Below are 18,369 nucleotides of genomic sequence, written 5' to 3'. Positions count from 1 at the left end.
CATAAAAAAAGGGACACGACTTACGTCATGTCCCTTTAAATTATTTACAAACAGAGCTTATTGCGCATCTTTTGTGTCTTCTGTTTTGTCGTTAGACTCAGCAGGAGCATCAGTTGCCTCAGGGGCTTCTGTTGCTTCAGTGGCTGCAGGAGTTTCTGTTGCAGCTGCAGCTGGAGCAGCGGCAGTTGTTTCGTCAGACTTCTTCTTGCCACCGCGACGACGCGTTCTCTTGGCACCTGTTGCAGTGTCACCAGAAGTTGACAGCATATCCTCGTTGTAGTCTACCAGCTCGATCACACACATTTCTGCGTTGTCACCCAGTCTGTAACCAGTTTTGATGATACGCGTGTAACCACCTGGGCGGTTTGCGATCTTCGTTGATACTTCGTCAAAAAGTTCTTTAACAGACTCTTTGTCCTGAAGGTAAGCGAAAACAGTTCTTCTGGAGTGTGTTGTGTCGCTCTTAGCTTTTGTAAGAAGCGGCTCCACATACTTGCGAAGGGCCTTGGCTTTTGCCACTGTTGTTGAAACGCGCTTGTGTACGATCAAAGACGACGCCATGTTAGATAGCATTGCCTTGCGGTGCGAAGCGGTTCTTCCTAAGTGATTGAATTTTTTACCGTGTCTCATTATATTGATTTGTGCACGTGCATACCGTCAATCAACCTTTGCAGGGATTGGGAATTATGCCGTAGGATTTAATTAATCTTCCTCTAATTTATACTTAGAAAGGTCCATTCCGAAAACCAAACCCTTCTCCTGAACCAGATTTTCCAGCTCAGTCAAAGACTTCTTACCGAAGTTTCTGAACTTCATCATATCAGCGATGTCCAGCTGCACCAGGTCACCGAGCGTTTTGATGTCGGCAGCCTTAAGGCAGTTGTAAGCACGCACTGAAAGATCCATATCCTGGAGTGATGTCTTCAGAACCTTGCGCATATGCAGCAGTTCTTCGTCTACCGCCTCTTCTTCTTCCGGCTTAGCCGTCTCAAACGTCATCGTGTTGTCAGAGAACAGCATAAAGTGCTGGATCAGAATGTTGGCTGCACCTTTCAGCGCATCCTCCGGGTGAATAGAACCGTCTGTCTGAATGTCAAGAACAAGTTTCTCGTAGTCAGTTTTCTGCTCTACACGTGTGTTCTCCACACTGAACTTCACATTCTTGATCGGAGTATAGATAGCATCAATTGCAATCTGACCGAATACCTGATCGGTAGGCTTATTCTCATCAGCAGGAACGTAACCACGTCCTTTCTGAATCGTCATCTCAAGCTCGAAGTTGATGCTTGGGTCCAGGTTGCAAATTACCAACTCTGGGTTTAGCACCTCGAAGCTTGCTGTGAAGTTATTGATATCACCAGCTTTGAAAGTATCCTGACCACTGATCGCAATCGTGATCTTCTCATCTACCATCTCGTTCACCTTTTTGAAGCGAACCATCTTCAGGTTAAGAATAATGTCAGAAACATCCTCAACCACCCCTTCAACAGACGAAAACTCATGCAGCACACCGCCTATACGAATGCTTGTGATAGCATAACCCTCCAATGATGAAAGAAGGATTCTTCGTAAAGCATTACCGATGGTTACCCCGTAACCCTTTTCAAGCGGCTTGAATTCAAATAAACCATGAAAGTCGTCGGCTTTTTCCATTACAACTTTCTCTGGCATTTGAAATGCTAATATTGACATACTTGCAGTGTTAAAGGTTATAAATTGATTTAGCTGCTTACTTAGAGTAAAGCTCGACGATCAGCTGCTCCTGGATTTTCTCAGGTATCTGCTCTCTCTCAGGAGAAGCAATGAAGCTTCCGGCCATTTCGCTTGCGTTCCACTCTAACCAGCTAAACTGACGCGCATTGCGTGTGGTCAGGCTAGTAGTGATTGCCTCCAGAGATTTTGACTTCTCACGTACAGCTATAACATCACCTACTTTCAAAGAGTAAGAAGGAATGTTTACAATTTCACCGTTTACAGTTATGTGCTTGTGAAGAACAAACTGACGCGCAGCTCTTCTTGTAGGAGCGATACCTAAACGATAAACCGTGTTATCAAGTCTAGACTCCAGCAAAATCAACAGGTTTTCACCAGTGATACCACCTTTTCTGTGTGCCTTCTCAAACAAGTTAGCAAACTGCTTCTCGAGTATGCCGTATATGTATTTAGCTTTTTGCTTCTCAGCCAGCTGAATTGCGTATTCAGACAGTTTCTTGCGGCGGCCACGGCCGTGCATCCCTGGAGGGTATGCCTTCTTTTTCAGCGCCTTGCTAGGGCCGAAAATCTCCTCATTAAAACGTCTTGAGATTTTACTTTTTGGACCAGTATATCTTGCCATTTTTACTTCTCTTTTAGGAAATTAAACTCTTCTGCGTTTTGGTGGACGGCAACCGTTGTGCGGTAGTGGGGTAACATCTTTGATAGTCGTTACTTCGATACCTGTATTCTGAACGGTACGGATAGCAGACTCACGTCCTGCACCCGGTCCTTTAACAAAAACTTCAGCCTTACGCATGCCCAGGTCATAAGCAACCTTAGCACAATCGCCAGCAGCCATCTGTGCAGCATAAGGAGTGTTCTTTTTAGAACCCTTAAAGCCCATCTTACCTGCAGAAGCCCAAGAGATAACTTGTCCTGCGTTATTGGTTACTGATATAATGATGTTATTGAAAGAAGCTTTAATGTGCACCTGGCCAGTTGATTCAACAACCACTACACGCTTTTTAGCTTTATCTTTTCTTTTCTGAGCCATGATCAAATATTATTTAGTAGCCTTCTTCTTGTTTGCAACTGTCTTACGCTTACCTTTTCTCGTACGAGAGTTGTTTTTGGTACGCTGACCACGAACTGGTAAACCTTTACGGTGTCTCAAGCCACGGTAGCAGCCAATATCAAGAAGACGCTTAATGTGCAGCTGCACTTCTGATCTCAAAACACCTTCCGTTTTGATCTCTGCTGCGATAATATTTCTGATCTCGCCGGCCTCGTCTTCAGTCCAGTCTTTTACTTTTGTGTCAAGATCCACCCCGGCTTTGGTCAAAATCTGCTTCGAAAGGCTTCTTCCTATACCAAAAATATAGGTTAGCGCAATTTCGCCTCTTTTGTTATCCGGAATATCTACTCCTGCTAATCTAGCCATAATTAAAAATTAACCTTGTCTTTGTTTATATCTTGGATTCTTTTTGTTGATTACATAAAGCTTCCCCTTACGGCGGATAACTTTGCAATCCACGCTGCGTTTTTTAACTGATGCTTTAACTTTCATTGGATTTATTTATATCGGTAAACAATTCTGCCTTTGGTAAGATCGTAGGGAGACATTTCCAATTTCACTCTGTCACCTGGTAAAATCTTGATGTAATTCATGCGCATTTTACCGGAAATGTGTGCTACCACCTGATGACCATTCTCAAGCTCAACGCGAAACATGGCGTTAGACAAAGCTTCTACTATAGTTCCGTCTTGCTCTATGGACGACTGTTTTGCCATTTATGATTTATTAGCTTGTTCTATATATTCAAAAGTTGTTAATATTTCAGCCTTATCCTTACGCACCACAACAGTATGCTCAAAATGTGCCGAAGGTTTGTTGTCTTTTGTCCGGATCGTCCAGCCGTCATCCTCCTGCACAATTTGCCTTCCCCCAAGGTTAATCATCGGCTCCACAGCCAATACTAACCCGTTCTGTAGCTTCACTCCCTGACCTTTTCTCCCGTAATTCGGAACTTCAGGCGATTCGTGCAAACTGCGTCCAAGTCCATGCCCAACCAGCTCCCGAACTACTGTGTAGCCATTCGCTTCGGCATGCTCCTGTATGGCAAAACTTAAATCGCCCATACGGTTACCAACCACGGCTTTTTCCAATCCTAAGTATAAAGAAGCTTTCGTAACATCTAATAGCTTCTGTACTTCTGGTTTAACTTCGCCTACCGCATGCGTATAAGCACAGTCGCTGTGAAAGCCATTCTTGAACACACCACAGTCAACAGAAATTATGTCTCCGTCGTTCAAAGTATACTTACCAGGCATCCCATGCACTACTACAGAATTAGTAGAAATGCATAGGCTGTAAGGGAAACCGTTATAATTCTTGAATGATGGTGAACCACCATTGTCTTTGATAAACTCCTCTGCAACCTTATCCAGTTCCAGTGTGGTTATACCAGGTCTTATAAGACGAGCAATTTCGCCATGTGCTTTGCTTAAAATCAAAGCACTCTGGCGAATTAGCTCAATTTCTTCTTCCGTTTTGTATAATATCATTTATTAAGATACCATCGCAATGTTCTCTGTTCGGCCGCGAAGCTTTCCAGATTTCATCATACCGTCGTAGTGTCTCATCAGTAGGTAACTTTCTACCTGCTGGAGGGTGTCTAGCACCACACCAACCATGATGATCAGAGATGTTCCGCCAAAGAATTGTGAGAACTCTCTTGTTACACCTAAAAGCATGGCGATCGAAGGAAAGATCGCTACAAGTGCCAGATAAATCGCACCCGGTAATGTAATTCTTGTAAGTATAGTATCGATGTATTCTGACGTAGCTCTACCAGGTTTAACACCAGGTATAAATCCTCCGCTACGCTTCAAGTCATCCGCAATCTGGTTAGGATTAACGCTGATGGCAGTATAGAAGTAAGTAAATACAAGAATCAGAAGTCCAAAAACTACATTGTACTGCCACGACGTAAAGTCAGAGAAAGTAGATCCAATATAGTTGGCAGTCTCGCTCTGGTCAGCCCAGATTGAAGCGATCATAGAAGGCAGGAACATTAGCGACTGCGCAAAAATAATCGGCATAACACCTGCCGCATTAACCTTAAGTGGTATAAACTGTCTCTGGCCGCTGTACAGTGAACTTGCACCCACCTGCTTAGCATACTGAACCGGAATTCTGCGGATGGCTTGTGTCAGCATTACAACTGACATTACAACCAGGAACAAAATCAGGATCTCGAACAGGAACAACAATGCTCCGTTTAACTGTTTGGACAATGCTTCTGCAACGATAGCTCCTGGAAAGCGTGATATGATACCAATCATGATCAGCATAGAGATACCGTTACCAATGCCTTTGTCTGTTATCTTCTCACCAAGCCACATACAGAAAACTGTTCCTGATGTCAGCACAATCATTGATGTGATAGTGAAAAGCGTATAGTTGATAGCAATTGCCTCCGCATTAATTGTGGCGACAAAGCCAATAGCTTGCGCTAGTGTAATAACAATTGTCAGAACGCGGGTAATCTGGTTGATTTTCTTTCGACCAGATTCACCCTCCTTCTGCATTTTTTGAAAGTAAGGTACAGCTATAGTAAGCAGTTGCAGTACGATAGAAGCCGAAATGTATGGCATGATACCCAATGCAAATATAGAAGCGTTACTAAACGCACCACCTAAAAAGGTGTCTAACAATCCGAACAACCCGGACGTATTAGCTTCTAATAATTGTGGATCAACACCAGGTAAAACAACAAAAGAACCTAGTCTGAAAATAGCTATAAAGAATACAGTATTTAAAATACGTACTCTCAGATCCTCTATAGCAAAAATGTTCTTTAGCGTTGTTAAAAACTTCTTCATACCTACTGATTAAAGAGCAACTGTTTTACCGCCTGCTTTTTCTATTGATGATGTTGCAGTGCCAGAGAAAGCATGTGCGTGGATTTCAACAGCCTTGCTCACTTCTCCTCTACCCAATATCTTAACTTTATCGTTCTTCTGAATCAGTCCGTGCGCTCTGAAGAAATCAAAGTTCATTACTGTTTCGTTAGTTGATTCAGCCAGAGCCTGAATTACATCCAAGTTGATAGCTTTGTATTCAACACGATTAATGTTCTTGAAGCCAAACTTAGGAACTCGTCTCTGAAGTGGCATCTGGCCACCTTCGAATCCACCCTTCTGTGAATAACCTGAGCGTGATTTAGCACCTTTATGTCCACGTGTAGAAGTTCCACCTCTACCTGAACCAGTACCTCTACCTATTCGCTTTCTGTTCTTTACAGAACCTTCTGCAGGTTTTAAAGATTGTAAGTACATTTTTATTGTTCTTTAACGTCTACCAACATGTGGACTTTCTTTACCATACCAGCGATCTGCGGAGTATACTCAACAGAAACTGATTTGCTTATCTTGCCTAAACCAAGTGCTTTGATAGTAAGCTTCTGGCTCTTCGGTCTGTCGATAATGCTTTTAACCTGAGTGATAGTTACTTTAGCCATTTCGATTATCCGTTGAAAACTTTATCTAAATTAACACCACGCTGTTGTGCAACAGCCAAAGGATCACGCATTTTGGACAGTGCATCAAACGTAGCTTTTACCACGTTGTGAGGGTTTGAAGAACCTTTAGACTTACAAAGTACGTCTTTGATTCCGGCACTCTCCAACACTGCACGCATGGCACCACCGGCGATTACACCTGTACCAGGAGCCGCAGGCTTCACGAGTACAAAACCACCAGAGTATTTGCCTTCCTGAGAGTGAGGAACAGTATTATGATACACAGGAACCTTTACCAGGTTCTTCTTTGCATCATCAATACCCTTTGCAATAGCGTCAGTTACTTCGTTTGCTTTACCTAAGCCATAACCTACCACACCGTTGCCATCTCCTACAACCACGATAGCGGCGAAGCTAAATCTTCTACCACCTTTAACAACCTTGGCTACACGGTTAATGGCAACTACTTTCTCCTTAAGCTCGATTTCGCTTGCCTTTACGCTTCGTATATTATTCTTCAACATAATTTTTAGAATTTAAGGCCAGCTTCACGAGCGCCTTCTGCCAATGATTTAACTTTACCGTGGTACAGGTAACCGTTACGGTCGAACACTACCTGAGAAATTCCTTTCTCAAGAGCCAGCCCGGCGATAACTTTTCCTACTCTTCCGGCAGTTTCAGTATTAGCTTTTGCATCATCAAGTTTAACTGAAGAGGCAGCCGCTAGTGTCACACCAGTAGAATCATCGATCAGCTGTACGTAAATAGCTTTGTTGCTACGGAACACAGACAGTCGTGGCCTTTCAGCGGTACCAGAAATTTTATTTCTGATACCTTTCTTTATTCTTAGTCTTCTGCTTAATTTATTAGTAGACATGATGACGATTATTTAGAAGCTGTCTTACCAGCTTTTCTTCTGATAACTTCACCAACAAAGCGTATACCCTTACCTTTGTAAGGCTCTACTTTGCGTAGTGATCTGATTTTCGCAGCAACCTGGCCGATCAATTGCTTATCGTTGCTCTCCAGTGTAATAATTGGGTTCTTACCTTTTTCAGTAACCGCTGTGGCAGTCACTTCATTCGGCATGCTCATGTAAATATTATGAGAGTAACCCAAAGCAAGCTCAAGGATGTTTCCCTGAACTGAAGCTTTATAACCTACACCTACAAGCTCCAAGCGCTCTTTGAAACCTTCATTCACACCTACAACCATGTTGTTGATCAGTGATCTGTAAAGGCCGTGCATGGCTTTGTGACGCTTTTGCTCAGTAGGACGCTCAACAACAATGCTGTCTTCGTTCTGCTTTACAATTATGTCTCTATCAACAGCAGTAGTCAGTTCACCCTTAGGGCCTTTTACTGTGATGATATTGTTATCACCGATTGTAACTTGTGTATTGCTAGGCAGGGTGATGGGCAATTTTCCTATACGTGACATTGTCTATCCTCCTATTAATATACATAACACAACACCTCGCCACCGATCTTCAGCGACTTGGCTTCCTTCTCTGTCATCACACCCTTAGAAGTAGAAAGAACAGCGATTCCCAGTCCGTTCAGAACTCGTGGAAGCGTCTCGCTACCGGTGTACTTGCGCAGCCCTGGCTTACTAACCCGCTCTAGTTTCACAATAGCAGACTGCTTAGTGTTAGGGTTGTACTTCAGAGCTATCTTGATTGTACCTTGAACACTGGCATCTTCAAACTTATAGCTTTGAATATAACCTTTTTCGTACAATACTTTAGTGATCTCTTTTTTTATCTTGCTAGATGGTATTTCAACTATTCTGTGGTTCGCCTTGATGGCGTTACGCACTCTAGTTAAATAATCTGCTATTGGATCTGAGTTCATTATGAAATTATTGAATAATGAATGCTTTATCTAAGCGAGGGGCAAAGATACAAATATCTTTTGATGATTCTCAATGAGATAAGAAAAAATTACCAGCTCGACTTAGTAACGCCAGGAATTTTACCCATGGACGCTAACTCTCTGAAAACCACGCGGGAGATGCCAAATTTACGCATATATCCTCTTGGTCTTCCTGACAGTTTGCAACGGTTGTGAAGTCTAACCGGCGATGCGTTACGAGGCAACTTATCCAGTGCATCGTAATCACCGTTGGCTTTTAGCTCAGCTCTTCTAGTAGCATACTTAGCTACCATTTTTTGTCTTTTAAGCTCTCTGGCTTTTACTGCTTCTTTCGCCATGGTTATTGTCTGATATTAGAGAAGGGCATTCCGAATGCTTTCAGCAGTTCGTAGCTCTCTTCGTCGGTTTTAGCTGTAGTAACAATTGTGATATCCATACCTGATATAGCCTTGATCTTGTCTATGCTGATCTCAGGGAAGATAATCTGCTCTTTTACACCCAGAGTATAGTTACCGCGGCCGTCAAAGCCTTTGTCGTTAACACCTCTGAAGTCACGCACACGTGGAAGAGCAACAGTAAGAAGACGGTCCAGGAACTCGTACATTCTCTCACCACGCAATGTAACACGCGCGCCGATTGGCATGCCTTCACGAAGCTTGAAGTTCGAAACCGACTTCTTCGCGATTGTAGCAACAGCCTTCTGGCCAGTGATTGTAGTTAGCTCGTCCACTCCAATGTCAACCAACTTCTTGTCAGATACGGCAGAACCGATACCTTTATTGATTGAAATCTTCGTGATCTTAGGCACCTGCATTACGTTCTTGTACTGGAATTTTTCCATCAAAGAAGGCAGTACCTCGTTCTGATATTTTTCTTTTAATCTTGTAGTCGCCATCTTAGATTACCTCTCCTGTCTTTTTAGAATAACGCTCTGTTTTACCTTCGCTGTTCTTTCTTGTAGCAGTTTTGGTTGTCTCACCTGATTTAGGATCAACTAGCGCCACATTGCTAGCATGAATCGGAGCTTCTACTTTTTCGATGCCACCCTGTGGGTTCGAAGCACTTGGTTTCTTGTGCTTCGTTACCTGGTTTAGACCCTCGATAGTCACTCTCTGCTTTTCGATATTCACAGCGATAATACGGCCTGTTTTGCCGCGCTCGTCACCGGCTATAACCTTAACTGTATCGCCAGTCTTTACGTGAAGTTTTTTCTTATTCATTTTAATCTGAATTTTATGTTATAGAACTTCAGGTGCTAACGAAACAATTTTCATGAATTGCTTTTCACGAAGTTCACGTGCAACCGGGCCGAAGATACGAGTACCACGTGGCTCGTTGTTCGCGTTAAGCAAAACGGCGGCGTTATCGTCGAAACGAATATAAGTACCGTCTTTTCTTCTAACCTCTTTCTTTGTTCTTACAATAACTGCCTTAGAAACAGTTCCCTTTTTAACGTTTCCGGAAGAAAGGGCTGACTTTACAGTTACTACAATTCTGTCGCCAACTGAGGCGTACTTCTTACCAGTACCGCCTAGTACACGGATACAAAGGACTTCCTTGGCACCGCTGTTGTCAGCTACACTTAGTCTTGATTCCTGCTGTATCATATTACTTAGCCCTTTCTATTATTTCTACTAAACGCCAGTTCTTGTTCTTGCTCAGCGGACGTGTCTCCTGAATGCGAACGATGTCACCAATGTTACACTCGTTCTTCTCGTCGTGCGCCATGAACTTGTTAGACTTGCTAACAAACTTACCGTACATCGGGTGCTTCATTCTGCTTTCCACCAGTACAGTAATAGATTTGTCCATCTTGTTGCTAACAACCTTACCGCTTCTTTCTTTTCTTAGGTTTCTCTCCATGATCTTAATACGTCTTAAGAGTTAGCTTCAATTTCACGACGACGAACTTCAGTATTCAATCGAGCAATGTTACGCTTCGTATCGCGGATCTTCATTGGGTTCTCGAGTGGAGATATGGCGTGTGCAAAACGCATGGCATGCAGGCTTGATCTCTCAGCGCTAAGCTTCTCTTGCAGTTCTTCGGCAGAATAAGCTTTTATCTCAGAATTTTTCATTATTTATCAACGTAATCTCTACGTACTACAATTTTTGACTTTACTGGGAGTTTCTGTGCAGCTAGTCTTAATGACTCTTTTGCTACCTCTAAAGAAACACCGTCCGACTCGAACATGATCGTACCAGGTTTAACTACTGCTACCCAATACTCCGGAGAACCTTTACCCTTACCCATTCGAACCTCTGCAGGCTTCTTGGTGATTGGCTTGTCAGGGAAAATTCGGATCCAAACCTGACCTTCACGTTTCATCGCTCTGGTCATGGCGATACGTGCTGCCTCAATCTGGCGCGACGTGATCCATGAGGCCTCAAGCGATTTTATAGCGAAAGAACCAAACGCAATGGTGCTGCCTCTGTGGGCAAGCCCCTTCACGCGGCCTTTTTGCATTTTTCTATATTTTGTCCTTCTTGGCTGTAACATTTTCTAAAACTTATAATGTTAACACTTGATTATTGACGACGCTTGCGCTTCGGTGCACCTTCACCAGGTCCACTTTTCTTGTTGCGGCGGTCACCACCACCTCCACGTCTGTCGTTCGGGGCTGATCCAGGTCCTTTGCTCTCCATGCCGGCGTTTGGAGTAAGATCTCTCTTACCGTATACTTCGCCTTTGAAGATCCATACCTTGATACCAATCTTGCCATACACAGTCTGTGCTTCTGACAAGGCATAGTCGATGTCAGCACGAAGCGTGTGAAGAGGAGTTCTACCCTCTTTGTAATGCTCTGTTCTGGCCATCTCTGCACCACCTAGGCGGCCAGATACCTGTACCTTGATACCTTCAGCTCCCACTCGTAGCGCAGAAGCAATTGCCTGCTTCATGGCACGTCGGAAAGAGATACGCGCCTGCAGCTGCTGTGCGATAGACTCACCTACCAGCTTAGCATCTAACTCTGGACGCTTGATCTCAAAGATATTGATCTGAATATCTTTGTTAGTCAGCTTCTTCAGCTCTTCTTTGATCTTATCTACTTCCGCTCCGCCTTTACCGATAACCACACCTGGTCTGGCAGTGTTAACAGTAAGCGTAATGCGCTTAAGTGTTCTTTCGATTATAATCTTAGAAATACCGCCTTTCGGGATACGCGCCAAGATGTATTTTCTGATTTTCTCGTCCTCGATTAGTTTCTCAGCGAAATCTTTGCCGCCATACCAGTTTGAATCCCAACCTTTGATAACACCTAGTCGAAAACCGATCGGATTAACTTTCTGTCCCATAATTCTTACTTGTTGGCTTTTTTAGATTTCTTAGATAGCTTCTCCACCTGCTCTTCAGACATGCTGTCGATTACAAGTGTGACGTGGTTAGATCTTTTTCTGATCCTGTGACCACGGCCCTGAGGAGCCGGACGAAGACGCTTCAGCATTTTGCCTTCATCAACAAAGATAGTTTTGATGATCAGGTTTGCTTCTTCGATTCTAGCATCTTCATTCTTCGCCTGCCAGTTTGCAAGTGCAGATAAAACAAGTTTCTCAACTTTGGCTGCACCAGCATTGGCTTCAAACTTAAGAATGCCAAGAGCTTTGGATACGCTTTTGCCGCGTACCAGGTCCGCTACCATTCTCATCTTGCGAGGAGAGGTAGGAACGTTATTTAGTTTTGCTATTGCTTCCATTGTTAACGCTTGCCTTTATCTTTCTTAGCAATATGACCTCTAAAGTTTCTTGTCGGAGCAAATTCGCCAAGTTTGTGACCTACCATGTTCTCGGTAACATACACAGGAATGAATTTATTTCCGTTATGAACTGCGAACGTGTGACCCACGAAATCCGGAGAAATCATAGATCTGCGTGACCAAGTCTTAATAACTGACTTTTTGCCAGACTCGTTCATTACAGTTACTTTCTTCTCGAGCCTAAAGTCAATATAAGGCCCTTTTTTTAATGATCTAGCCATTTATTATTTCTTCTTACCTCTATTAACAATAAGCTTTTCAGAATACTTGTTCTTGTTTCTAGTCTTAAGACCTTTCGCATACAAGCCTTTGCGTGAGCGAGGGTGTCCACCTGAGGACTTACCTTCACCACCACCCATAGGGTGATCGACAGGGTTCATAGCGACACCACGAACGCGCGGACGTCTGCCCAGCCATCTCTTGCGGCCAGCCTTGCCCAGGTTCACGTTCATGTGCTCTCCGTTAGAAACTGTACCAACTGTTGCAGAGCAGTTCACCAGTACCATTCTCAGTTCGCCGGAAGGCAATTTGATGGTGGCATAGCGTCCTTCACGTGCTACAAGCTGTGCATAAGAACCAGCACTTCTTGCAAGTATGGCACCGTTGCCTGGCTGAAGCTCAATGTTGTGTATGATTGTACCTAGAGGAATATCGGAAAGTGGCAAGCAGTTTCCTACTTCTGGAGCAATACCAGGACCTGAATTGATGACAGTTCCTACTTCTAGTCCAGCAGGAGCAATGATATAGCTCTTTACACCGTCTGCGTAGAAAATCAGCGCAATACGGGCTGTTCTGTTTGGGTCGTACTCAATTGTCTTCACTGTAGCAGGCACGCCATGTTTCGTGCGCTTGAAGTCAATCATGCGGTACTTCCTCTTGTGTCCACCGCCTACATAGCGGATAGTCATCTTACCAGAGTCGTTTCGTCCACCAGATTTTGTCATAGGTGCCAACAAAGACTTCTCAGGAGTAGCAGTTGTTATCTCATCAAATGATGGGGCTACTCTGAATCTTTGACCTGGTGTTGTTGGTCTTAACTTTTTTAAAGCCATTTTTACTTAATTATATGCCGCTGTAAAAGTCTATAACTTCACCCTCTCTCAGGGTTACTATTGCCTTTTTGATCAGGGAGGTACGGCCGGTTACAGCGCCAGACTTCGTATACTTAGTCTTCTTCTTTCCCAGTGCGCGGATAGTTGCCACTTTGGCTACATTCACGCCGTACATCTTCTCAACCGCTTTTTTGATTTCAACCTTGTTGGCGTCTTTCTCCACCTCAAAAGCATACTTTCCAACCTCGTTCAAGGCAGCGTATTTTTCTGTGATTATTGGTCTTTTCAGAACGTTCATTACTTCGCGCTAAAGAGTGTTTCTAATTCATTTACCGACTGCTCTACCAGCAGAAGTTTTTCTGTGTTAAGAAGATCATATGTATTGATATCCTTAGCAGTAGAAACTTTCACTTTAGGCAGGTTTCTGCTAGACAACACGATGTTCTTATCGGCAGCTGGTAAAACAAACAGTGTTTTGCCAGTAGACTTCAGGTTGCTCAAAATGCCTCTGAACTCGCTTGTCTTTGGAGCATCCATAGAGAAAGACTCTACCAGAGCCACTCTGTTGTCACGCGCCAGAAGCGACAAAGCAGAAAGACGCGCAACACGCTTCAGCTTCTTGTTCAGCTTGAAGGAATAGTCTCTTGGCTTAGGTCCGAATACACGACCACCACCGATAAAAACTGGCGACTTTATGCTACCCGCACGTGCTCCGCCTGTACCTTTTTGCTTCTTGATCTTTCTTGTAGAACCTGCAACTTCCGCGCGCTCTTTAGATTTGTGTGTTCCTTGTCTCTGGTTTGCCAGATACTGTTTCACGTCAAGATACATTGCATGCTCGTTTGGCTCCAGACCAAACACAGCATCAGAAAGTGTTACCTTTCTGCCTGTATCTTCACCTTTGATATTTAATACAGAAAGCTCCATTTTATTTCTCAATTAACACGTAAGAATTTTTGGCACCAGGAACAGAGCCACTAACAACTATAAGGTTTTTATCAGCGATAACACGCAGTACTACAAGGTTTTCCACCTTTACTCTGTTACCACCCATTCTACCTGCCATGCGCATTCCTTTGAATACTCTGGAAGGCCATGAGGCTGCACCGATCGAACCTGGGTGTCTGCCCCTGTTGTGCTGACCGTGCGTCTGACCACCAACACCGGCAAAGTTGTGGCGCTTTACAACACCCTGAAAACCTTTACCTTTTGATGTGCCAACTACGTCAACAAACTCACCTTCGATAAACATGTCTGCGTTCACTACATCGCCCAGTGTATAAGATACACCTTCCACATCAAACTCAGCTACCTTCTTAGCAGGCGCTGCTTTTGCTTTTGCGTAATGTCCGGCTTCCGCTTTCGTTACTCTTTTTAGCTTTTTCTCGCCATAGCCAAGCTGCACCGCAGCATAGCCATCTGTTTCTACTGTCTTCACTTGAGTAACTACACACGGACCTGCTTGTATAAGCGTTACTGGTGTGTATTTACCATCTGCTGTGAAGAGGCTTGTCATTCCGATTTTCTTACCGATAATTCCAGGCATTCAACTTTTTCTTTAAGAGATGGATACAATTATTCACTGTCCCCTATTTTGCTAAGGGAGTGCAAAGTTAATAAATTTTTCTTTTCCTTATCAACTTATCTGTAAAATATTTATTTACAGTGCTGTATAAACAAAAAGAGGAAGGCGAACACCTTCCTCTTTTTGTTTTACTAAGTTGCTTATCAAACTTTGATCTCAACATCAACGCCACTAGGTAACTCTAGCTTCATTAGGGCGTCTACTGTTTTAGAGCTGGTAGAGTAGATATCTACCAATCTCTTGTAAGTGCAAAGCTGAAACTGCTCACGTGACTTTTTGTTCACGTGTGGTGAACGCAATACAGTGAACTTATCCTTCTCTGTTGGAAGAGGAATTGGTCCGCTTACAACGGCACCGGTAGCTTTTACTGCTTTTACAATCTTCTCTGAAGATTTATCAACCAGGTTGTGATCGTAAGACTTAAGCTTTATTCTTATTTTCTGATTCATCTTATACTACTATTTAGCTGATGTTCCTTTTATTTTAGCAATGATCGCATCTGCTAAGTTCTGTGGTACTTGCTCGTAATGAGCGAAAGTAAGAGAAGCAGTAGCTCTACCAGAAGTAATGGTACGAAGGTCAGTTACATAACCAAACAGTTCTGAAAGTGGAACATCAGCTTTCACTACTGTAGATGTACCTTTGGTGTCCATACCTTTCATGATACCTCTTCTTCTGTTCAGGTCACCTGTTACAGGTCCTGTGTACTCATCCGGCGTCACTACGTCCACTGACATGATTGGCTCAAGAAGTCTTGGCGCACACTGCTTGCCTGCCTCTTTGAAGCCCTGGCGAGCTGCCAGTTCAAAAGAAAGTGAGTCGGAGTCAACGTCGTGGAAAGATCCGTGGAATAGACGAACTTTCATTGAGTCGATTGGGAAGCCAGCTAGGATACCGTTCTTCATGGCTTCTTCGAAACCCTTCTGAACAGCAGGAATGAATTCTCTTGGAATTACACCACCTACGATGCCGTTCACAAATTCAAGTCCCTGCTTGCCATCTTCACGTGGTCCCATTTCGAACACGATGTCGGCAAACTTACCACGACCACCAGACTGCTTCTTGAATACCTCACGGTGCTCCACATTCTTCGTAATCGTCTCTTTGTAAGCTACCTGTGGCGCGCCCTGGTTCAACTCAACCTTGAACTCACGCTTCATACGGTCGATGATGATCTCCAGGTGAAGCTCACCCATACCTCTTAGGATCGTCTGACCAGTTTCCTCGTCAGTGTTTACCTGTAGGGTTGGATCCTCTTCAACAAGCTTGGCAATCGCCATACCCATCTTATCAGAGTCCGCCTGAGTTTTAGGCTCGATAGCGTATCCGATTACTGGCTCTGGGAAGTCCATAGACTCCAGCACGATCTTCGCGTTCTGATCGCAAAGGGTGTCACCAGTTTTAATATCCTTAAAGCCTACTACCGCACCGATGTCACCAGCACCCAGCTTATCGATCTGGTTCTGCTTGTTAGCGTGCATCTGGAAGATACGGGAGATACGCTCCTTGTTATTCGAACGCGTGTTGTATACATACGAGCCAGACTCCAGTACACCAGAGTAAGCGCGTACGAAGCAAAGACGACCTACGTAAGGGTCAGTAGCGATTTTAAAGGCAAGACCAGCAAATGGCTCGCTTTCGCTTGGCTTACGCACAACCTCAGCTCCTGTGTCCGGGTTTGTTCCGATGATGCTCTCTCTGTCCATTGGAGATGGGCAAAGCGCCATCACGTAGTCAAGCATTGTCTGCACTCCTTTGTTTTTGAAAGAAGAACCGCAAAGCATAGGAACAATGGCCATATCAATAGTAGCGGCACGAAGGGCAGCGATGATTTCGTCTTCAGAGATCGAATCTGGATCTTCGAAGTATTTCTCCATCAATGTCTCGTCGTACTCGGCAACAGCTTCCAACAGTTTCTCTCTGTATTCAGCAGCTTCCTCTACCATATCATCAGGAATCGGAACTTCAGTAAAGGTCATGCCTTTATCTTCCTCGTTCCAGATAATACCACGGTTGTTCACCAAGTCAACTACACCTCGGAAATTATCTTCAGAGCCGATTGGTAACTGAAGTGCTACTGCGTTGCTGCCCAGCATTTCCTTCACCTGCTTACATACAGCAAGGAAGTCAGCACCAGAACGGTCCATCTTGTTAACGAAACCGATACGCGCAACTTTGTAGTTGTCAGCAAGGCGCCAGTTTGTCTCTGACTGAGGCTCAACGCCATCTACTGCAGAGAACAGGAACACCAGACCATCCAATACGCGCAGGGATCGGTTTACCTCTACGGTAAAGTCAACGTGTCCTGGTGTATCGATGATGTTGATGTGGTACGGCTGGCCTCTGTAGTTCCAGCTTACAGTTGTTGCAGCGGAAGTGATCGTGATACCACGCTCCTGCTCCTGCTCCATCCAGTCCATTGTAGCAGCACCATCATGTACTTCTCCAATTTTGTGGCTTACACCTGCGTAATAAAGTATACGTTCTGTCGTAGTGGTCTTGCCTGCATCAATGTGCGCGGCAATACCAATATTTCGTGTGTATTTTAAGTCTCTTGCCATTCTTAGAATCTAAAGTGTGAGAACGCTTTGTTTGCTTCTGCCATTCTGTGCGTATCATCTTTCTTTTTCACGGCAGCACCTTCTCCTTTAGCAGCAGCGATTATCTCGCCCGCTAATCTGTCTTTCATCGTTTTCTCACCTCTTTTGCGAGAGTATGATATCATCCATTTGATACCAAGAGATACTCTGCGGTCCGGACGAACCTCAGTCGGCACTTGGAAAGTAGCTCCTCCAACCCTGCGGCTTTTTACCTCGACGCTTGGCATGATGTTATTCAATGCCTTCTTCCAGGTTTCCAGACCGTTCTCTTTTGTTCTTTGCTCTACTAATTCTACAGCATCATAGAATATTCCATAAGCAACACTCTTTTTGCCATCTTCCATCAGGTAGTTAACAAAACGGGTTACTAATGTTTCTTTGTACTTTGGATCTGGAAGGAGAATTCTACTTTTCGGCTTTGCTTTTCTCATTGTATTATAAACTAGGGATTATTTCTTTTTACCTTTTCCTGCAGCAGCCGCTGGCTGTCCTGGCTTCGGTCTCTTCGCGCCATACTTAGAGCGTGACTGAAGACGGCCGCTTACACCTGCAGTATCCAGTGCGCCACGTACGATGTGGTAACGAACACCTGGAAGGTCTTTTACTCTACCACCTCTGATCAGCACAATAGAGTGCTCCTGAAGGTTGTGTCCTTCACCTGGAATATAGGCGTTTACTTCTTTACCGTTAGTAAGTCTTACTCTGGCTACTTTACGCATGGCAGAGTTAGGCTTCTTTGGCGTTGTTGTATATACGCGGGTACATACACCACGGCGCTGTGGGCATGAGTCTAAGGCAGGAGACTTTGACTTGAAAGTCAACTTTTCTCTACCTTTTCTTACTAATTGCTGTATAGTAGGCATTTACTAGCTGTTAATTATAGATTTTTCCACTTTAAATTTTGGACTGCAAAGGTATATAATTCGAATTGCAAATTCAAAATTTTAATTCATTAATTCTCTGCACCTTAGGCTTCTCCCACCGTTCCGCCGAAGTTCATCGGGAAAGAGGGAGCATCCTGTGTCTGCTTTATTTCTCCAAAGCTATCCTCAAATTTCTTGATGTTATCGGCCAGAGCCGCCAAAAGTCTTTTGGCGTGCTCCGGCGTGATAACTATCCTTGATTTTACTTTCGCTTTTGGCAGACCGGGCATCAGCTTTATAAAATCGACCACAAATTCACTGCTGGAGTGGGCGATCATTGCAAGGTTTACATACTCGCCTTCCGCTACTTCCTCCGTTAGCTCAATGCTAATCTGATTTTGTTTCTGCAGATCCTCAGCCAT

At 44.0% G+C, this 18,369-nt stretch carries 34 protein-coding genes; all 34 read right to left on the bottom strand.

The genetic code is table 11. The features are described from left to right. Nucleotides 1–57: 57 nt before the first annotated feature. The 34 genes from rplQ to A0W33_RS10680 all read right to left on the bottom strand — a co-directional run bounded on the left by rplQ (nt 58) and on the right by A0W33_RS10680 (nt 18,369). Entirely contained in the window at nt 58–630 is a 573-nt protein-coding gene (gene rplQ, locus A0W33_RS10840) for a 50S ribosomal protein L17 (RefSeq protein ID WP_068838158.1), read from the bottom strand. A gap of 72 nt (nt 631–702) precedes the next feature. Then, nucleotides 703–1,692, bottom strand: coding sequence for a DNA-directed RNA polymerase subunit alpha (locus A0W33_RS10835; RefSeq protein ID WP_068838157.1), 990 nt, complete (start codon nt 1,690–1,692; stop codon nt 703–705). Between the two features lie 37 nt (nt 1,693–1,729). Then, nucleotides 1,730–2,335, bottom strand: a complete 606-nt coding sequence (gene rpsD / locus A0W33_RS10830) for a 30S ribosomal protein S4 (RefSeq protein ID WP_068838156.1) — start codon at nt 2,333–2,335, stop codon at nt 1,730–1,732. 21 nt (nt 2,336–2,356) lie between these two features. After that, nucleotides 2,357–2,749 carry a 30S ribosomal protein S11 gene (rpsK, locus tag A0W33_RS10825; RefSeq protein WP_068838155.1) on the bottom strand — a complete coding sequence of 131 codons (393 nt, stop codon included), beginning with the start codon at nt 2,747–2,749 and terminating at the stop codon, nt 2,357–2,359. 9 nt (nt 2,750–2,758) lie between these two features. Continuing rightward, nucleotides 2,759–3,136: a 30S ribosomal protein S13 gene (rpsM, locus tag A0W33_RS10820; protein WP_068838154.1), complete on the bottom strand. Its 378-nt coding sequence runs from the start codon at nt 3,134–3,136 to the stop codon at nt 2,759–2,761. 9 nt (nt 3,137–3,145) lie between these two features. Beyond that, nucleotides 3,146–3,262, bottom strand: coding sequence for a 50S ribosomal protein L36 (gene rpmJ, locus A0W33_RS20650; protein ID WP_071890035.1), 117 nt, complete (start codon nt 3,260–3,262; stop codon nt 3,146–3,148). A gap of 5 nt (nt 3,263–3,267) precedes the next feature. After that, nucleotides 3,268–3,486, bottom strand: coding sequence for a translation initiation factor IF-1 (gene infA, locus A0W33_RS10815; protein ID WP_025609076.1), 219 nt, complete (start codon nt 3,484–3,486; stop codon nt 3,268–3,270). Beyond that, entirely contained in the window at nt 3,487–4,260 is a 774-nt protein-coding gene (map, locus tag A0W33_RS10810; protein ID WP_068838153.1) for a type I methionyl aminopeptidase, read from the bottom strand. Between the two features lie 3 nt (nt 4,261–4,263). Then, on the bottom strand, nt 4,264–5,580 hold the full coding sequence (gene secY / locus A0W33_RS10805) for a preprotein translocase subunit SecY (RefSeq protein WP_068838152.1): 1,317 nt from the start codon (nt 5,578–5,580) through the stop codon (nt 4,264–4,266). 9 nt (nt 5,581–5,589) lie between these two features. Next, nucleotides 5,590–6,036, bottom strand: a complete 447-nt coding sequence (gene rplO, locus A0W33_RS10800) for a 50S ribosomal protein L15 (protein ID WP_068838151.1) — start codon at nt 6,034–6,036, stop codon at nt 5,590–5,592. Nucleotides 6,037–6,038: 2 nt separating this feature from the next. Next, nucleotides 6,039–6,218 carry a 50S ribosomal protein L30 gene (rpmD, locus tag A0W33_RS10795; RefSeq protein ID WP_068838150.1) on the bottom strand — a complete coding sequence of 60 codons (180 nt, stop codon included), beginning with the start codon at nt 6,216–6,218 and terminating at the stop codon, nt 6,039–6,041. 5 nt (nt 6,219–6,223) lie between these two features. Then, nucleotides 6,224–6,742 (bottom strand): 30S ribosomal protein S5, encoded by a 519-nt coding sequence (gene rpsE, locus A0W33_RS10790; protein WP_068838149.1) that lies wholly within the window; start codon nt 6,740–6,742, stop codon nt 6,224–6,226. 5 nt (nt 6,743–6,747) lie between these two features. Further along, nucleotides 6,748–7,095 (bottom strand): 50S ribosomal protein L18, encoded by a 348-nt coding sequence (rplR, locus tag A0W33_RS10785; protein WP_068838148.1) that lies wholly within the window; start codon nt 7,093–7,095, stop codon nt 6,748–6,750. Between the two features lie 8 nt (nt 7,096–7,103). Next, on the bottom strand, nt 7,104–7,658 hold the full coding sequence (gene rplF, locus A0W33_RS10780) for a 50S ribosomal protein L6 (RefSeq protein ID WP_068838147.1): 555 nt from the start codon (nt 7,656–7,658) through the stop codon (nt 7,104–7,106). A gap of 14 nt (nt 7,659–7,672) precedes the next feature. Continuing rightward, nucleotides 7,673–8,071, bottom strand: a complete 399-nt coding sequence (rpsH, locus tag A0W33_RS10775; RefSeq protein ID WP_068838146.1) for a 30S ribosomal protein S8 — start codon at nt 8,069–8,071, stop codon at nt 7,673–7,675. A gap of 89 nt (nt 8,072–8,160) precedes the next feature. Next, nucleotides 8,161–8,430: a 30S ribosomal protein S14 gene (gene rpsN / locus A0W33_RS10770; protein WP_068838145.1), complete on the bottom strand. Its 270-nt coding sequence runs from the start codon at nt 8,428–8,430 to the stop codon at nt 8,161–8,163. A gap of 2 nt (nt 8,431–8,432) precedes the next feature. Next, a complete protein-coding gene (gene rplE / locus A0W33_RS10765; protein ID WP_068838144.1) occupies nt 8,433–8,987 on the bottom strand; it encodes a 50S ribosomal protein L5 in 555 nt (184 codons plus the stop codon). 1 nt (nt 8,988) lies between these two features. Then, complete coding sequence (gene rplX, locus A0W33_RS10760; protein WP_068838143.1) at nt 8,989–9,312, bottom strand: 50S ribosomal protein L24; 324 nt, start codon at nt 9,310–9,312, stop codon at nt 8,989–8,991. Nucleotides 9,313–9,330: 18 nt separating this feature from the next. Then, a complete protein-coding gene (rplN, locus tag A0W33_RS10755) occupies nt 9,331–9,699 on the bottom strand; it encodes a 50S ribosomal protein L14 (RefSeq protein WP_068838142.1) in 369 nt (122 codons plus the stop codon). A 1-nt stretch (nt 9,700) separates the two neighbouring features. Then, the gene (gene rpsQ / locus A0W33_RS10750; RefSeq protein ID WP_068838141.1) at nt 9,701–9,955 is read right to left on the bottom strand and encodes a 30S ribosomal protein S17; all 255 of its coding nucleotides are present in this window, start codon (nt 9,953–9,955) and stop codon (nt 9,701–9,703) included. Between the two features lie 14 nt (nt 9,956–9,969). Then, on the bottom strand, nt 9,970–10,170 hold the full coding sequence (gene rpmC / locus A0W33_RS10745) for a 50S ribosomal protein L29 (protein ID WP_068838140.1): 201 nt from the start codon (nt 10,168–10,170) through the stop codon (nt 9,970–9,972). Beyond that, on the bottom strand, nt 10,170–10,592 hold the full coding sequence (rplP, locus tag A0W33_RS10740; RefSeq protein ID WP_068838139.1) for a 50S ribosomal protein L16: 423 nt from the start codon (nt 10,590–10,592) through the stop codon (nt 10,170–10,172). The genes rpmC and rplP overlap by 1 nt, the downstream gene beginning before the upstream one ends. A 29-nt stretch (nt 10,593–10,621) precedes the next feature. Further along, on the bottom strand, nt 10,622–11,389 hold the full coding sequence (gene rpsC / locus A0W33_RS10735; protein ID WP_068838138.1) for a 30S ribosomal protein S3: 768 nt from the start codon (nt 11,387–11,389) through the stop codon (nt 10,622–10,624). Between the two features lie 5 nt (nt 11,390–11,394). Then, a complete protein-coding gene (gene rplV / locus A0W33_RS10730) occupies nt 11,395–11,787 on the bottom strand; it encodes a 50S ribosomal protein L22 (RefSeq protein ID WP_068838137.1) in 393 nt (130 codons plus the stop codon). 2 nt (nt 11,788–11,789) lie between these two features. Next, nucleotides 11,790–12,068 (bottom strand): 30S ribosomal protein S19, encoded by a 279-nt coding sequence (rpsS, locus tag A0W33_RS10725; protein WP_068838136.1) that lies wholly within the window; start codon nt 12,066–12,068, stop codon nt 11,790–11,792. A gap of 3 nt (nt 12,069–12,071) precedes the next feature. Continuing rightward, a complete protein-coding gene (gene rplB, locus A0W33_RS10720; protein ID WP_068838135.1) occupies nt 12,072–12,899 on the bottom strand; it encodes a 50S ribosomal protein L2 in 828 nt (275 codons plus the stop codon). Between the two features lie 10 nt (nt 12,900–12,909). Beyond that, complete coding sequence (rplW, locus tag A0W33_RS10715) at nt 12,910–13,197, bottom strand: 50S ribosomal protein L23 (RefSeq protein ID WP_068838134.1); 288 nt, start codon at nt 13,195–13,197, stop codon at nt 12,910–12,912. Beyond that, the gene (gene rplD, locus A0W33_RS10710) at nt 13,197–13,826 is read right to left on the bottom strand and encodes a 50S ribosomal protein L4 (protein ID WP_068838133.1); all 630 of its coding nucleotides are present in this window, start codon (nt 13,824–13,826) and stop codon (nt 13,197–13,199) included. Before rplD ends, rplW begins: the two co-directional genes overlap by 1 nt. A gap of 1 nt (nt 13,827) precedes the next feature. Beyond that, nucleotides 13,828–14,445, bottom strand: a complete 618-nt coding sequence (gene rplC, locus A0W33_RS10705) for a 50S ribosomal protein L3 (protein ID WP_068838132.1) — start codon at nt 14,443–14,445, stop codon at nt 13,828–13,830. Between the two features lie 182 nt (nt 14,446–14,627). Beyond that, the gene (gene rpsJ, locus A0W33_RS10700; protein WP_068838131.1) at nt 14,628–14,933 is read right to left on the bottom strand and encodes a 30S ribosomal protein S10; all 306 of its coding nucleotides are present in this window, start codon (nt 14,931–14,933) and stop codon (nt 14,628–14,630) included. A gap of 9 nt (nt 14,934–14,942) precedes the next feature. Next, nucleotides 14,943–17,045, bottom strand: a complete 2,103-nt coding sequence (gene fusA, locus A0W33_RS10695) for an elongation factor G (protein WP_068838130.1) — start codon at nt 17,043–17,045, stop codon at nt 14,943–14,945. 2 nt (nt 17,046–17,047) lie between these two features. Beyond that, on the bottom strand, nt 17,048–17,515 hold the full coding sequence (gene rpsG / locus A0W33_RS10690) for a 30S ribosomal protein S7 (RefSeq protein WP_068838129.1): 468 nt from the start codon (nt 17,513–17,515) through the stop codon (nt 17,048–17,050). An 18-nt stretch (nt 17,516–17,533) separates the two neighbouring features. Next, entirely contained in the window at nt 17,534–17,947 is a 414-nt protein-coding gene (gene rpsL, locus A0W33_RS10685) for a 30S ribosomal protein S12 (RefSeq protein ID WP_068838128.1), read from the bottom strand. A 104-nt stretch (nt 17,948–18,051) separates the two neighbouring features. After that, a complete protein-coding gene (locus tag A0W33_RS10680; protein ID WP_068838127.1) occupies nt 18,052–18,369 on the bottom strand; it encodes a DUF3467 domain-containing protein in 318 nt (105 codons plus the stop codon).

The sequence above is a fragment of the Pontibacter akesuensis genome (assembly GCF_001611675.1).
In the GTDB taxonomy this organism is placed as follows: Bacteria; Bacteroidota; Bacteroidia; order Cytophagales; family Hymenobacteraceae; genus Pontibacter; species Pontibacter akesuensis.
This window is presented reverse-complemented; position numbering and strand designations above follow the sequence as displayed.